The 13,407-nt window shown below is 74.5% G+C and carries 10 protein-coding genes and 2 pseudogenes; 8 read left to right on the top strand and 4 right to left on the bottom strand.

Features of this window, described 5'->3' with window-relative positions:
* On the top strand, window positions 1-218 hold a 218-nt coding region (locus NBZ83_RS22540; protein ID WP_498041072.1), incomplete at its 5' end, for an oxidoreductase dimerization domain-containing protein.
* 54 nt (window positions 219-272) lie between these two features.
* Here NBZ83_RS22540 and NBZ83_RS22545 read toward each other — a convergent pair.
* Both NBZ83_RS22545 and NBZ83_RS22550 read right to left on the bottom strand, forming a co-directional pair.
* On the bottom strand, window positions 273-416 hold the full coding sequence (locus NBZ83_RS22545) for a GPGG-motif small membrane protein (protein ID WP_165699166.1): 144 nt from the start codon (window positions 414-416) through the stop codon (window positions 273-275).
* Window positions 417-540: 124 nt separating this feature from the next.
* Window positions 541-2,322, bottom strand: a complete 1,782-nt coding sequence (locus tag NBZ83_RS22550) for a glycerol-3-phosphate dehydrogenase/oxidase (RefSeq protein WP_261566143.1) — start codon at window positions 2,320-2,322, stop codon at window positions 541-543.
* A gap of 289 nt (window positions 2,323-2,611) precedes the next feature.
* On the opposite strand from NBZ83_RS22550, the gene NBZ83_RS22555 reads away from it, so the two are divergent.
* The 3 genes and pseudogenes from NBZ83_RS22555 to NBZ83_RS33955 form a co-directional block, all read left to right on the top strand.
* Window positions 2,612-3,790, top strand: coding sequence for an acyl-CoA dehydrogenase family protein (locus NBZ83_RS22555; protein WP_261566142.1), 1,179 nt, complete (start codon window positions 2,612-2,614; stop codon window positions 3,788-3,790).
* A 94-nt stretch (window positions 3,791-3,884) separates the two neighbouring features.
* Complete coding sequence (locus NBZ83_RS22560) at window positions 3,885-5,033, top strand: acyl-CoA dehydrogenase family protein (protein ID WP_261575736.1); 1,149 nt, start codon at window positions 3,885-3,887, stop codon at window positions 5,031-5,033.
* A 1,036-nt stretch (window positions 5,034-6,069) separates the two neighbouring features.
* Window positions 6,070-6,270: pseudogene (locus NBZ83_RS33955) on the top strand (hypothetical protein); the annotation flags it as partial.
* A 1,489-nt stretch (window positions 6,271-7,759) separates the two neighbouring features.
* Here NBZ83_RS33955 and NBZ83_RS22565 read toward each other — a convergent pair.
* Window positions 7,760-9,433, bottom strand: a complete 1,674-nt coding sequence (locus NBZ83_RS22565) for a glycerol-3-phosphate dehydrogenase/oxidase (protein ID WP_261566140.1) — start codon at window positions 9,431-9,433, stop codon at window positions 7,760-7,762.
* A complete protein-coding gene (locus NBZ83_RS22570) occupies window positions 9,430-10,134 on the bottom strand; it encodes a TetR/AcrR family transcriptional regulator (protein ID WP_261575737.1) in 705 nt (234 codons plus the stop codon). The genes NBZ83_RS22565 and NBZ83_RS22570 overlap by 4 nt, the downstream gene beginning before the upstream one ends.
* A 176-nt stretch (window positions 10,135-10,310) precedes the next feature.
* On the opposite strand from NBZ83_RS22570, the gene NBZ83_RS22575 reads away from it, so the two are divergent.
* The 4 genes and pseudogenes from NBZ83_RS22575 to NBZ83_RS22590 all read left to right on the top strand — a co-directional run.
* Entirely contained in the window at window positions 10,311-11,957 is a 1,647-nt protein-coding gene (locus NBZ83_RS22575) for an FAD-binding oxidoreductase (protein ID WP_261566138.1), read from the top strand.
* Window positions 11,958-11,975: 18 nt separating this feature from the next.
* Window positions 11,976-12,131, top strand: a complete 156-nt coding sequence (locus NBZ83_RS22580; RefSeq protein WP_261566137.1) for a hypothetical protein — start codon at window positions 11,976-11,978, stop codon at window positions 12,129-12,131.
* 109 nt (window positions 12,132-12,240) lie between these two features.
* On the top strand, window positions 12,241-12,987 hold the full coding sequence (locus NBZ83_RS22585; RefSeq protein ID WP_261566136.1) for an SDR family NAD(P)-dependent oxidoreductase: 747 nt from the start codon (window positions 12,241-12,243) through the stop codon (window positions 12,985-12,987).
* Between the two features lie 227 nt (window positions 12,988-13,214).
* Window positions 13,215-13,407 (top strand): annotated as a pseudogene (locus tag NBZ83_RS22590) (LmeA family phospholipid-binding protein); the annotation flags it as partial.

A 13,407-nucleotide genomic window follows, 5' to 3' on the forward strand; every position in this document is an offset into this window, starting at 1 on the left:
GTGAGGGGATCACCGGCACCTCGAAGATCGTCGTCGATGAATCCCGGCGGGTCCTGGTGGGCGCGACGTTCACCGGCCCGGACACCCAGGAGATGGTGCACGCGGCGACGGTCGCGATTGTCGGTGCGGTACCCGTCGAGCGGCTGTGGCACGCGGTGCCTTCGTTTCCGACGGTGAGCGAAGTATGGCTCCGCCTGCTGGAGGAATACGGCCTTTGACGCGTCTCCGCTGGCCGGAGTGCCAGCGGAGAGATGTCCGTCAACCGGTCTTCGTCAGCTGAAGACGGAAACACCGCCCGGGCCGATGAGTAGGCCGACGACGATGAGCACGATGCCGTAGATGAGACCCCCGCGAACGATCGTGACGACCCCGGCGATGACAAAGATCGCAGCGATGATCCAGAGGATAGTGTCCATGCAGGCGTCCTTCCGCGGACGCGCTCACTAAAACCCGCGCCGTTACGCCGCTTGAACCGTGCCGGTTCCCGTGCTGCTGGTTCCTATGTCGCCGGTTCCTTTGTCGCCGGTTCCCGTGTCGCCCTCAGCCGGCGGCTGGTGCGGGGGCGCAGTGTTCGGCGCGGCCCAGGCGGCGCACGTCCGGCGCGCCGAGCCGGGCCGCGTCGGCGGTGGCGTCGTCGGCCTGCTGTTGCGAGGCCCGTTCGGCCTGTACCCGGGCCAGGTAGTGCTCGACCTCGCGGTCGCGGGTGGCGGCGTCCCAGCCAAGCGTGGGGGCGATGAGCTCGGCGACGTGGCGGGCCGCCTCCACTCCTCGGTCAGCGGTCTCGATCGAGATGCGGGTCCGCCGGGTCAGCACGTCCTCCAGGTGCAGCGCGGCCTCGTGGGTGACCGCGTACACCGCCTCGGCGGCCAGGTAGGTCGGCGCCCCGGGCAGCGGCCGGGCGAGTTCCGCGCGGGACGCGGCGAGTTCCAGCACCTCCTCGGCGAGGGTGCCGTAGCGGTGCAGCAGGTGTTCGATCCACCCGACGTGCAGCCCGGCCCGGCGGGCGAGGGTCTCCCGGGCGTTCCACAGGGCGGGGAAGCCGTCCGCCCCGAGCAGGGGGATCTTTTCGGTGCACGACGCCGGCACCGCCCGGTTCATCCCGCCCACCGCGGCGTCGACGGCGTCGGCGGCCATCACCCGGTAGGTCGTGTACTTGCCACCGGCGACCATCGTCAGGCCCGGCACGGAGGTGACGACGGCGTGCTCGCGGGACAGCTGCGAGGTGTCCTCGGACTCGCCGGCCAGCAGCGGCCGCAGGCCCGCGTACACGCCGGTGATGTCGTCCGCGGTCAGCGGCGTGCGCAGCACCCGGTTGACGGTGGTGAGCAGGTAGTCGATGTCGGCGCTGCTCGCCGCCGGGTGGGCGAGGTCGAGGTTCCAGTCGGTGTCGGTGGTGCCGATGATCCAGTGACTGCCCCAGGGGATGACGAAAAGCACGCTCTTTTCGGTACGCAGGATCAGCCCCGTCTCGCCGTGGATGCGGTCGCGGGGGACGACGATGTGCACCCCCTTCGAGGCCCGGACGGACAGCCGCCCCCGCCCGCCCACCATCGACTGGATCTCGTCGGTCCACACCCCGGCTGCATTGATGGTCTGCCGGGCGCGCAGCGCGATCTCGTCGCCGGACTCCAGGTCGCGCACCGTGACGCCGGCGACCCGGTCGCCCTCCCGCAGCAGGCCGGTGACCCGCGCGCTGGTCGCGACGAGCGCCCCGTAGCGCACCGCGGTCCGCGCCACGAACAGGGTGTGCCGGGCGTCGTCGACCTGGCCGTCCCAGTACTGGATGGCGCCGACGAGGGCGTCGGAGCGCAGGGACGGGAACGCCCGCAGCGCCGCCTTGCGGCTCAGGTGCCGGTGGTGGGGCATGGTCCCGTCGCCGCCCGGCGCGATGCGGGCCAGGCCCTGGCCGAGGGTGTCGTACAGCAGCACGCCGCTGCCGATGTAGGCGCGTTCCCAACCGTGATGGGTCAGCGGCAGCAGGAACGGGACGCTGTGGACGAGGTGCGGGGCCAGGGTGTCCAGCATGAGGGACCGTTCCCGCAGGGCCTCGCGGACCAGCGGGGCGTTGAGCTGCTCGAGGTAGCGCAGCCCCCCGTGGATCAGCTTGCTCGAGCGGCTGGAGGTCCCGGCGGCGAGATCGCGGGCCTCGACGAGGGCCACCGACAGTCCGCGGGTGGCGGCGTCCAGCGCGACTCCCGCGCCGGTCACCCCACCGCCGATCACGGCGATGTCCATCATCTCGGTGCGCATCCGGCGCAGCGTCTCGGTGCGGCGAGCGGGATCGAGGCCCGCGGTCGGCGCTGCGGGCCTGGTCGGCGTCAAGGCGGCTGTCCTCCTTCAGACGGGCGGGCGGGTCCCGGCTCATGCCGGCGGGTCCCGGTTCATACCGGCGGGTCCGGGCGGTGCCGCGGCGACCGCATCCCCATCGTGCCGGCTGGCGGTGACCGGCGCCTGTGCGCGGGTGAACGGCGGGCGTCCGGCGGGGGACGCCGACGCGGCGCCGGGGTCGGCGAGGCGGCGATCGGCACACCACGCGGCTGTCGAGTATTACGGTCTGGACTGAGCCCGGCTCCCGTGGCGGGCGGCATGCCGACAGGATGGGTTTGGCCACGTGGATCTGAGCTACCCCCCGCAGGCGGAGGAGTTCCGCGCCGAGCTGCGCACCTGGCTCGCCGCGAACATCCCCGCAGCGTGGACCGTACCCGGCTTCTGGGCCACCGTCGGCGAGGACGAGGCGTTCGATCTGCGCCGGGACTGGGAGCGGCGCAAGGCGCTGGCCGGATTCGCCGGGATCGACTGGCCGGTCGAGTACGGCGGCCGCGGCGGCACCCCGGCGATGCGGGCGATCCACGACTCCGAGCTGGTGCGCGCCCACGCCCCCCGCTCGGTGAACAGCCTCGGTCTGGTCTTTCTCGCCCCGACCGTCATGGCGGTGGGCACCCCGCGGCAGAAGGCCGAGATCATCGGCCCGATGCTGCGCAACGAGGTGATCTGGTGCCAGGGCTTCTCGGAACCGGGCGCGGGGTCCGACCTCGCCGCCCTGCGCACCCACGGGGTGCTCGACGGCGACGAGTACGTCGTCAACGGCCAGAAGGTGTGGACCACGTTCGCCGGCCGCGGGGACAGGATCTTCACGATGGTCCGCACGGAGCCCGGCAGCAGCCGCCATCGCGGCCTGTCGCTGCTGCTCATCGACATGGACGCGGCCGGGGTCGAGGTGCGTCCGATCCGCCAGATGAGCGGGGTCAGCGAGTTCGGCGAGGTCTTCCTCACCGACGTGCGGGTGCCGGCGTCGCAGTGTGTGGGCGGGATCGGCAACGGCTGGGCGACGGCGATGCTGCTGCTGTCGTTCGAGCGCGGCGCGGCCGGGATCAGTCAGTACACCGCCTACCGGCAGGCCTACGACGAGATCGTGCGGGTGGCGCGGGCGCTGGGCCGCGACGGCGACCCGGTGCTGCGCCAGGAGCTCGCCCGGCGCCGCGTCGAGCTGGAATGCCTGCATTACCAGGCGATGCACGTGCTCACTGAGGTCGAGCGCGGCCATGACCTGGGGGCGGCGTCGTCGGTGACGAAGCTGCAGTGGTCGCAGGCTTACCAGGGCCTGTTCGAAACGTTCGACGAGCTGCTGGGTGCCGATGTCGCGCTGCTGCGGCCGACCGCGGACCTTGACCTGACCGCGCTGCGCCAGGAGAGCTTCTGGACCAGGTCGGTCACGATCTGGGGTGGATCGTCGCAGGTGCAGCGCACGATCGTCGCCGAACGCGTGCTGGGCCTGCCCCGCGGGTCGTAAACCGCCGCCCCGACCCGCCGCCCCGACCCGCTGCCCTGACCCGCTGCCCTGACCCGCCGCCCTGCCCCGACCCGCCGTCAGGAGAACCACGCTCGTGTACTTCGCCCTCACCGACGAGCAGCGTGCCCTCGCCGAGACCGTTCGTGCCCTCCTGGCCGACCGCTTCGACCTGCGGGCGGTGCGGGCGGTCGTCGACGACGAGCGGGGCGACGGCCATCCCGCCGACCTGTGGCGGGCGGTCGGGGAGCAGGGCTGGCTGTCGGTGTGCGTGCCCCAGGAGCACGGTGGCCTCGGCCTCGGCCTGCTCGATGCCCAGGTGATCGCGCGGGAATTCGGCGCCGGGGTGGTGCCGGGGCCGTGGGCGGCGACGGTGCTCGCCGGGGCGGCCGTCCGACGGGACGGCTCGCCGGAGCAGGCGGCGGCCGTGCTCGGGCCGCTCGGTGTGGGCGAGCTCGTCGCGACCGTGGCGCTGCGCGGTCCCGGTGGGAGCTTCGGCCCCGGCGGGATCGCCGTGCGCGCCGATGCCGCGGGCCGGCTCGACGGCGCCGCCTCCGGCGTCGAGTACGCCCACGTCGCCGACGTCATCGTGGTCGCGGCCACCGAGCCGACCCCGCCCGGCGTCGATGCCGGTGGTGGCGATGCCGGTGGTGGCGTTGGGCTTTACCTGCTGGAACGCGGGGGGGCCGGGGTGCGGATCGAGCGGCAGGCGGGCATCGACGGCACCACCCGGCTCGCCGCGTTGACGCTGAGCGGGGCGCCGGCCGCCCGCCTGCCGGGCTCGGATGCCGCGGCGCTGGCGGACCTGCTAGGCCGTGGCGCCGTGCTGGCCGCCGCGGACCTCGTCGGCGTCGCCCGGGCGGCGCTGACCCGCACCGTCGCCTACGACACCGAGCGGGTCCAGTTCGGCCGGCCGGTCGGGTCGTTTCAGGCGCTGGCCCACCATCTCGCCGACCTGCACGTCGCCGTGACCATGGCCGAGCATGCCGTGCTGTACGCGGCGCACGCCCTCGACGAGAACCGGCCGGATGCCGACCTCGCCGTCGCCGTGGCGAAGAGCAAGACGAACCAGGCCGCCGGTGACGCCACCGCCGCGATGGTCCAGTACCACGGCGGGATCGGCTATACCTGGGAGCACGACACCCATTTTTTCTACAAGCGAGCGAAACGCCTCATCGCCGCCTTCGGCGACAGCCGCCAGCACCTGGAACAGGTCGCCCGGCTCACCGTCGACACCGTGTCGTGAACGGTGCTCCTCGCGTCGGACGTTCCCCGAGGCCTGGGAATCGTGAAACTCCTCGCGCTGACCGGTCTCCGACACCTGCTCCCAGGCGCGGGGTACCTGCCCCGTGCGTGGGGCGAGACGGTCACCTCGTCCACACTTACGCGGCATGAACGGACGCTCGGCGCAGGCGCTGTCGACGGTGATGGTTCGGTGCACCGCCCGGATGCGGGTCGCCCAGGTGGGCTACCTGCTGTTCTTCGTCGCCGCCTGGACCGACTGGTACCGCGCGCATCCGGCGGCGCTGGCCGGACCGGGCGTCGTGCTGGCGTGGGGAGTGCTGTTCGCCGCGCATCTGCGCCGCCGCCCGCGCCGGGCCATGGCGGTCGCCGACGTGGCCGTGGCGGCCCTCATCGCACTGGCCGCGGGCTGGCTGACGCCTGACCCGTCGCGGGGAGACCCCGCATCGTTTGCCTTCGTCGGCCTGCTCACCGCCGTGGTGGCGGCGGCGTTCGCGCTGCCGTCGCGGGCCTTCGCCGTCGCCACGGCGCTGCTGGTGGCCGCCCAGCTCGTCAGCGGCATCCACCACCGGCCTCAGGTGTTCGCCTCGACGGTGATGCTCCTCGCCCTCGGTGGCCTGCTGCATCATGCCGCCGGGCGGCTGCGCCGGGTCGCGGTCGACGCCGACCGGCAGCATCGCGACGTGACCGCCCGGCGGCGCCGGCAGCTCGTCGCCGAGGGGCGCGAGCTGGACTCCCGTGAGCAGGAGCGGCTCCTGCACGACACGATTCTCAACACCCTCACCGGTCTGGGCATGAGCGAGGACCAGCCGACCGCCGACCTGCGCCGGCAGTGCGCCGACAGCGTGCGTGCCGTCGAGGAGCACCTGGCCAGCCGGCCCGACGCGGTTCCCACCCTCACCGAACGCATCGATCACGCTGTCGAGGCCGCGCGGGGCGCCGGCCTGCGGGTCGAACTGGACACCGACACGCCGCGGGACCGGCCGGAGCCTGCGGGCGAGTGGGTACCCGACGAGGTCGGCGCCGCCGTCACCGCGGCGATGGGCGAGGCGTTGCGCAACGTCCGATCCCACGCCGGCACCGGCGACGCCCAGGTCCTCGCCCGGCTCGGCCCCGGCCGGCTGGAGGTGTCCGTCATCGACCGGGGGCGCGGTTTCCGGCCGGCGGAGCCGGCCACCGACGGGCGCCGCCTCGGACTGCGGCGCTCCGTGTCCGCCCGGATGGAGGCCGTGGGCGGCACGGCCGACATCTGGTCCGAACCCGGGCAGGGCACCCGGATCACGCTGCGATGGGAACTGCCCCCGCCGGTCACCGTCGAACCTGCCGGCGCAGACCAGCTGGAGGAGCAGTTCGCCGCGGCGGCGCGCCGGGCGTTCGCCCTGGCGGTGGTCGTGGGCTGGCTCGCCGCACTCACCCCGGTCGTCGTCCATCGCGACCAGGCCCGGTCGATCCCGGCCAGCCTGGGAATCTGGCTGGCGACGGCCGTGGTCATCGGGCTGACGGCCCGAGTCGTCGCCCGCCGGCCGCTGGGCCGCCTCGAATCGGCCGGTGTGCTGCTGGCGGCCGTCGCCTCGGCGGTCGCCGGTGCGGTCAACACGGTCGAGCCGCCCGGCGAGCTGGTCGTGAGCTGGGGCACCACCATGATCAACCCGCTGTTGGTGGCGCTGGCGGTGCTGTCCCGGCCGCAGCGGGAGCGCTACGCCGCCGCCGGGTTCGCGACGGTGGCCATGGTCGGAATCGTCGCCGGACTCGGCTGCGGGTACGACCCCCTCGTGCTGGCCAGGCTGGCCGCCGCGGTGTACGCACAGTGGATCATGCAGGTGCTGGTCACGATGTTCGGACCGGTCCTGCGGGCCAGCGCGCAGGAACGGGCACGGGCCGGCGACCTGGAAGCCGACCTGACCAGCCGGCGGGTGCTGGACCGGACCGTCCGCCGGGACCGGCGCCGGCGGTTCGCCGAGCTGGACGTGCGGATCCTGCCGCTGTTGCGTGACATCGCCGCCGGCGGGTGCGATCCGAGCCGGCCGGAGGTGCGCGCCCTGTGCACGGCGTGCGCCCGCGCGCTGCGCCGGGATCTCATCGGGGCCGGCCCCGACGCACTGCGGGACCTGCTCGGGCCGATCGAGCAGGCCGAGGCCCGGGGCATCGCTGTCACCGTCCAGACGGACGGTGACCTGCTGGTGCTGCCCGAACCGGTGCATCGGGAGTTCCTCGCCCGGGTCTCGGCGGTGCTGGCCGCCGTCCGTCAGGGGCCCGTCATGCTCACCGGCTACCTCGGCGCCGCGCAGGCGAGTGTCTATCTCACCTATCCGGCGCGCCGTGCCCCGGCTCGCCCCGTTCCACCGGCGCAGCGGTCGGGCGAGGGATCGGTGGCCCCCGGCGCGCCGGTCGACGGGCGGCCCGCGGGACGGGCTGAAAGGCTGGTCGCGGGGCCCGCGATGCCGGGACGATCTGCCCCGCCCCGCGCCACGCCGACCCTGGCCGACTTCGGCCGGACGGGCGAGTTCGGCCCCGGCGGCTCGGGGCTGGTCCGCGCCGGCGGGACAATCGGCGAGGGCGTCGTGTGCGTCGAGATGCACTGGTCCGCGCCCGCCGAGGCCGGCAGCCCCGGCAGCCCCGGCAGCTCCACCGAACCCGGCGGCTCCACCGAACCCGACGGCTCCACCGAACCCGACGGCGACGGAGGGTCCGGCAGCCCCGGCGACGACGAAGGATCCGGCGGTGCCGCGGTCAGCGCGTCACCGCGTGGTCGAACAGCCGGGTGGCGGCGGCGAGGGCCGCGCGGCGCTCGGCGGGAACGAGGCCGATCCGCGAACGCCGGTCCAGCAGGTCCGCCGGATCGAGCGCTCCCTCATGGCGCACCGCGAACAGCAGCTCCGCCCCCGTGACCGGCACCCCGTCGACGATCGGCGCGAGCAGCCCGGGGTCGTGGTCCGCGGCCGCGAGCACCCGCGGTGCCTCCGTGCCGTACCGCTCGACCAGTCGACGTGGCGCGGCGACCGCGGCGAGTATCGATCGCGGCGCGGCGCCGACGAGCCCGAGCCGCCGGGTCCGGCAGGGGCCGGCGGGCAGCTCGCCGGCCGCGACGGCCGCGTCCACGGCGTCGGCGGCCATCCGCCGGTAGGTCGTGAGCTTCCCGCCGACGACGGTGATCAGGCCGCCCCGATCGGTGCGGACGAGATGGCGCCGGGACAGGTCCGCGGTGCGCCCCGGCCGGGCGGCACCGGGGCGGGAGCGTAGGCCGTCGCCGAGCGGGGGGCTGTCGTCGAGGAGGGGGCTGTCGTCGAGTAGTGGACGCAGTCCGGCGAAGGCGCCGAGCAGGTCGGCGCGGTCCAGGGGCGCGGCGAGCACGGCCGACACGACGTCGACAAGCTCGGTGATCTCGCTGTCGTCGGGTTCGGGGACGTCGGTGACCCGGTCGACCGGAACGTCGGTCAGCCCGACGTAGACCCGGCCGTCACCCTGCGGGAGCACCAGTGCGAACCGATTGCGTTCACCCGGCATCGGCACGGACAGTGCCCCGCGGGCGCCCTTCAGGGCGTCGGAGCGCAACACCAGATGCGTGCCGCGGCTCGGCCGCAGCCGGATGCCGGGGGTCAGGGCCGGGGCCCAGACGCCGGCGGCGTTCACGACAGTCCGGGCGCGCAGCCGGACCTCGTCGCCGGTGAGCTCGTCGCGGGCGGTCACCTCGAAGCCGCCGCGATGACGGGCGGCCGTGGTCACGTCGCCGCCCGCCGCGGCGCGGGCGTCGATGTGCTCGACCCGCAGCCTGGTGAGAATCCGGGCGCCGTGGCCGGCGGCGGTGCGGGCCAGGGCGACGACGAGCCGAGCATCGTCGACGAGCTGGCCGTCCCAGTAGACCAGCCCGCCGCGCAGCCCGGTCTCCCGCAGCGCGGGGGCGAGACCGAGGGTCTCCACCGCCGTCAGCCGGCGCGGCCCCGGCAGCACCGTGTGCGGGGTGCCGGCGGCGCGGCGCATCAGGTCGCCGATCCGTAGCCCGGTGTGCACCAGCGCGGCGGCCGAGTGCGACACCTGCGGTGTCAACGGGGTCACGATCGGCAGTGCCCGGACGAGGTGGGGCGCCGTGTGCCGCATCAGGATGTCGCGTTCCACCGCGCTCTCCCACGCCACCGCGACGTCGCCGCCGGCGAGGTAGCGCAGGCCGCCGTGGACGAGCTTGGAGCTCCACCGGCTGGTGCCGAAGGCGAGGTCGTGCGCCTCCGCGAGCGCGACCGACAGGCCGCGCGAGGCCGCGTCCAGGGCGACTCCGGCGCCGGTGACGCCGCCGCCGACGACCAGCACGTCGACCGGTTCGCCGTCGGCGGTGGCGGCCAGCTCCCGATCGCGTCGCCGTGCGTTGAGGGAGGTGTCTCCCGGCGGGGCCGGCCAGCCGGCGGCGGTCAAGGCCGCGCGACCTGAAGCGACCGGCCGGCGCTCGCGTCCGGAGTGTCCGGGGTGTCCGGGGCGAGGTAGCCGCGCAGCAGGCGCCGCAGCTCGACCGCCAGCATCGCGGCCGGCACCGGGCCGGCGAGAGCACGCGCCGACAGCACGAACGACTGCACGACGAGCAGCACCATGACCGCCAGCGCTGCCGGGTCCACCGCGCGTACCGCGCCGTGCCGCGCGGCGACGCCCAGCTGTTCGGTCAGTAGATCGACGATCATCTGCTGGGTGGCGCCGCGCCGCTCGGTCAGGTAGGGCAGCAGCAGCTCCGGATCGGTCTCGATGATCCGCAGGTACACCGGGTTCGTCCGGAACGCCTCCACCGTCGCGATGATGTGGTCGACCAGGTCGTCCAGATCACCGTCGGACCGGTCGGGGGGCGTCAGGTCCGCCGCCGCCGTGACCACCGTCGTCCATTCCCGGGTCATCACGTCGCCGACCAGCGAGCGCAGGTCCGGCCAGCGCCGGTAGAGGGTCATCCGGCTCACCCCGGCGCGGCGGGCGACCCCGGTCAGCGTGGTGCGGCGGACCCCGACCGCCAGTAGCGACGCCTTCGCCGCGTCCAGGACGGCCTGTTCGCCGGACCAGCGCACGGGACCGCCGAGGGCCCCGGAGGTGTCCGAGGCGTCCGAGGTGTCGGGCCGCCGGTCGGTGTCGAGCATCGTGTGGCCACCCTCCTGCTCGACTGCCACGATCGCGGCGCGGGCGCCGCCGGGGGCGTGCCCGCCGCGGCTGTGTCATCGTGGAGCCGAAGTCTTGTGACAGTGTTACGACGACTGTCACACTGTCTCGTGCCGAAGTCCAGCGAGTCGGATCGAGTAGGCGAACCGAGGTGGCGTTGACAAGCACCGACGAAGTGCGCAGGGCCGGCCCGACCGAGCCCGTCTGGTGGGGTTGGGGGCCTGCGTCGGAGCACGAGCCGCTGCCCGACGAGGCCCGCGGGTTGCTGGCCCGGTTGGGTATCCCCGTGCGGCCCACCGCGCCGGTCCCACTCGCGCAGGTACGCCTGCCACCGGCCCGGCTGCCCGCGGCGGCGCGGGACGCGCTGGCGGCGATCGTCGGCTCGGGCCACGTCCACACGCATGACGAGGCGCGCATCCGCCACTGCCGCGGGCGGTCCACGACCGACCTGCTGCGCCTGCGCGCGGGCGACGCCAGCGCCGCGCCCGACGCGGTGGTGCTGCCCGCGGACCACGACGAAGTGCTCGCCGTGCTGCGCCTGGCGAGCCGGGAGCGCATCGCCGTCGTGCCGTTCGGCGGGGGCACCTCCGTCGTCGGTGGCCTCGAACCTGCCCGGCCCGCGGAGCAACCGGTGGTCGCGCTCGACCTCGCCCGGCTGGACGTGCTGGGCCGGGTGGACCGGGAGTCCGGCACCGCCGAGCTCGGTGCCGGGCTGCGCGGCCCGCGGGCCGCGGCGCTGCTCGCCGAGCACGGCCTGACCCTCGGCCACATCCCGCAGTCCTGGGAGTACGCCACCATCGGCGGTTTCGCCGCCACGCGGTCCAGCGGCCAGGCGTCCGGGGGCTACGGCCGCTTCGACGATCTGGTCGTCGGGCTGCGCGTGGCGACCCCGGTCGGTTCCTGGGAGCTCGGCCGCGCGCCGGCCTCGGCGGCCGGGCCGGACCTGCGCGAGCTGATGCTTGGCTCCGAGGGCGCTTTCGGTGTGATCACCCAGGTGGTGGCCAGGGTTCGGCCGCTGCCGGCGCGGCAGATCTTCGAGGGTTGGTCGGTGCCGGACTTCGCGACCGGGACCCGGCTGCTGCGCACCCTCGCGGCGGCTGACCTGCGGCCCACCGTCTGCCGCCTGTCCGACGAGACCGAGACCCTCGGAGGCCTCGCCCGCCCGCCGCATCCGGGCGGGCCGGCGGCGGAGACCAAGACCGCCCCGGACGCCGCCCCGGACGGCTGCCATCTCGTCACCGGGTACGAGGGGGCCGAGTCGACGGTCGAACGGCGCGCCGCCGAGGTCGCGGGCGTGCTGCTGGCCGGCGGCGCCCGGCGGCTGGACGCGGCGGCCGGACCTGACTGGGAGCGGGGCCGGTTCAGGGCACCGTACCTGCGTGACGCCCTGCTCGACCTGGGGATCTTCGCCGAGACGCTGGAGACCGCCGGATTCTGGGCCACGCTGCCGGCACTCTACGTGGGCGTGCGTGACGCGCTAGCCGGTTCGCTCGGCGCCGTGGGTCTGTCACCGGTGGTGATGTGCCACATCTCCCACCTGTACGAGACCGGGGCCTCGCTCTACTTCACCGTGGTGTGCGCGCAGGGCGAGGACCCGATCGGGAGCTGGCGGGCGGCCAAGGCGGCGGCCGGCGACGCGATCGTCGCCGCGGGCGGCACGATCACCCATCACCACGCCGTCGGCACCGAGCACCGTCCCTGGCTCGGCGCCGAGATCGGCGACCTCGGCGTCGACGTGCTGCACGCGGTGAAGCGCACCCTCGACCCCGCCGGCATCCTCAACCCCGGGATCCTCATCGGCTGACGTGGGTATGCAGACGGAGTGGAGACCTTCGGTGCGGTCGTCATCGCCCTGTTGCTCTTGCTGATCCCGGTGATCCTCGTCAGCGCCGCCCTGGGATGGGCGTACCTGCGCAGTGGCCCGCTGCGGGCCGCCAACGCGGTGCAGGCGGCCCGGGACGAGCGCATCCGAATCTGATCGCCGGCCCGCCCGGCATCACCGCGGCAGACCCGTCACCCGCGAGCCGCCGCGCGTCGATCCGGCCATCCCCGACATCTCCGGCCGCAGCCTCGGCCAGGATGGGGATATGGCCAGCACCGGACCGCGCGAACCGGGCGCCGGGCGCCGTCGGGGCGCGCCGCCGTCGCGCGGCCTCGTCGTGGTCGGACCGGGTGCGAGCTTCGGCGTCGAACTGTTGCGCCGATACGGGCGGGAGGGTTTCGCGCTCGGGGTCGTCTCCCGCTCCGCCGACACCCTCACCCGGGTGCGCGACGCGCTGGCCGGGGACGGGCTTCCCGTCATCGGCGCGGTCGCGGATGTCACCGACTCCTCGGCGCTCGCCGGCGCGGTCGAGCGGGTCTGCGCCGAGATCGGTGGGCTCACCGTGCTCGTCTACAACGCCAAGCTCAGCATCCGCGGGGCCGCGCTCACGGTGGCGGCGGAGACGTTGAACCAGACCCTCGCGGTCAACGTGACCGGGGCGCTGGCCGCCGTGCAGGTCGCCACCGGGCTGCTCGACGACAGGTTGGCTGCGACGATCATGCTCACCGCGGCGGGCCCCCGCACCGAACCGGTGGCCGGCCGCTTCGCCCTGGCCGTCGGCAAAGCGGGGCTGACCGCCCTCGCCGAGGCGCTGCGCCCGACCCTGGCCGCCCGCGGAATCCGGCTGCGTACGGTTGTCCTCGACGGGCGGGTGAGCCCGGCGGGCCCACTGCGCCCCGACGAGGTCGCGGACCATTTCTGGCAGGCGTTCGTGGCGCCGCGCGGCGATGTTTTCCGGCTTGCGCCGGTCAGACGGGACACCGGGGTGGCGCAGCTGCCGCTCGAGGTGTGAGCTGTCCGTGCCGGACAGCGCCGGGCCGGTGCCGAAGGTGCTCATTCTCCGCCACTTCCGGTGAAGGTCGGTAATCCGACACGCCTGATCCTGGGATGATCGGACCCGTGGGCCTGCCGGATGCGTGGAACGTGCGACGATCCGGCGGAGCCTGGCGCATGACGCCGTCAGGCGGAAGACCACATAGCGACGGCGTGCTCCGGCGCGGTATGGCAGGAGATGGTCCGGTGAACGACGGACGCGATGGTGACGAGCAGGCGGCGGACAGCACCCAGGTGATGCCTCCCGACGGCAAGGCGGTGCCGCCGGCGGGCGCGGTGCCGACGGCGGGCACGGTGCCGACAGCGGGGCAGCGCGCTGCCCCGCCGGCGGCACCGTCCGGGCCGCCGCCACCCGCCGACTCGTTCCGCCCGTCCGGCC

It is taken from the genome of Frankia gtarii (assembly GCF_025403375.1).
Classification (GTDB): domain Bacteria; phylum Actinomycetota; class Actinomycetes; order Frankiales; family Frankiaceae; genus Frankia; species Frankia gtarii.